The following is a 1,406-nucleotide window of genomic DNA, read 5'->3' as shown; positions in this document are numbered from 1 at the left end:
AAGTCGTTTAATACCGGTTAAGTCTAATGTCAGCATGTTAGTTGTATCAGTGACGTTACTATCAGGCGTTAATGTCGCTGTCCATGTGATGCCACTATCACTCGTGGTTAAATCGGTTAACACACCATTAGCCACATTAACACCAGCAACGGTAAAACCACTCACTGCTTCGGTGAAGCTAAATGTCACTGTCGCTGTATCACCGATTTTTAATGCCGTGTCGGACACTGTAATCGCTGAGGCTAAAGCTGGACGTGTGGTGTCAATGCTGTAATTGCCGCTAGTGCTACTACCAACACCGCTATTACCCGCTAAGTCGTTAATACCGGTTAAGTCTAATGTCAGCGTGTTAGTTGTATCGGTGACGTTACTATTCGGTGTTAATGTCGCTGTCCACGTGATGCCACCGTCATTTGTTATTAAGTTGGCCAATACGCCATTAGCTACGGCAACATCAGCAACGGTAAAACCACTCACTGCTTCGGTGAAGCTAAATGTCACTGTCGCTGTATCGCCGATTTTTAATGCCGTGTCGGATACTGTAATGGCTGAAGCTAAAGCTGGACGTGTGGTGTCAAGGGTGTAATTGCCGCTGGTGCTACTACCAACACCGCTATTGCCCGCTAAGTCGCTAATACCGGTTAAGTCTAATGTCAGCGTGTTAGTTGCATCGGTGACGTTACTATCAGGCGTTAATGTCGCTGTCCATGTGATACCACCGTCATTTGTTATTAAGTTGGTCAATACGCCATTAGCTACGGCAACATCAGCAGTGGTAAAACCACTCGCTGCTTCGGTGAAGCTAAATGCCACCGTCGCTGTATCGCCAATTTTTAATGCCGTGTCGGACACTGTAATCGCTGAGGCTAAAGCTGGACGTGTGGTGTCAATGCTGTAATTGCCGCTGTTAACACTGCCAACGCCGCTATTACCGGCTAAGTCGTTAATACCGGTTAAGTCTAATGTCAGGGTGTTAGTTGTATCGGTGACGTTACTATCAGGTGTTAATGTCGCTGTCCATGTGGTGCCACCGTCATTTGTTATTAAGTTGGTTAACACACCATTAGCCACATTAACACCAGCAACGGTAAAACCACTCACTGCTTCGGTGAAGCTAAATGTCACTGTCGTTGTATCGCCAATTTTTAATGCCGCATCGGATAGTGTAATCGCTGAGGCTAAAGCTGGACGTGTGGTGTCAATGCTGTAATTGCCGCTGTTAGCACTGCCAACACCGCTATTACCCGCTAAGTCGCTAATACCGGTTAAGTCTAATGTCAGCGTGTTAGTTGTATCAGTGACGTTACTATCAGGTGTTAATGTCGCTGTCCATGTGATGCCACTATCGTTGCTGCTGACATTGGATAAACTACCGTTTTCGACGGTGAGGTCGGTGTTGGTAAACC

Annotated in this window: 1 protein-coding gene; it reads right to left on the bottom strand. The window is 46.5% G+C overall.

Going from position 1 to position 1,406, the window contains the following annotated elements:
• A partial coding sequence (locus VZ94_RS26345; protein ID WP_045780864.1) for an Ig-like domain-containing protein occupies positions 1 to 1,406 on the bottom strand: 1,406 nt, incomplete at both ends.

The organism is Methylocucumis oryzae (assembly GCF_000963695.1).
Classification (GTDB): domain Bacteria; phylum Pseudomonadota; class Gammaproteobacteria; order Methylococcales; family Methylomonadaceae; genus Methylovulum; species Methylovulum oryzae.
Note: the sequence above shows the minus strand (reverse complement) of the source record. Positions and strands in the feature narration are given on the sequence as shown.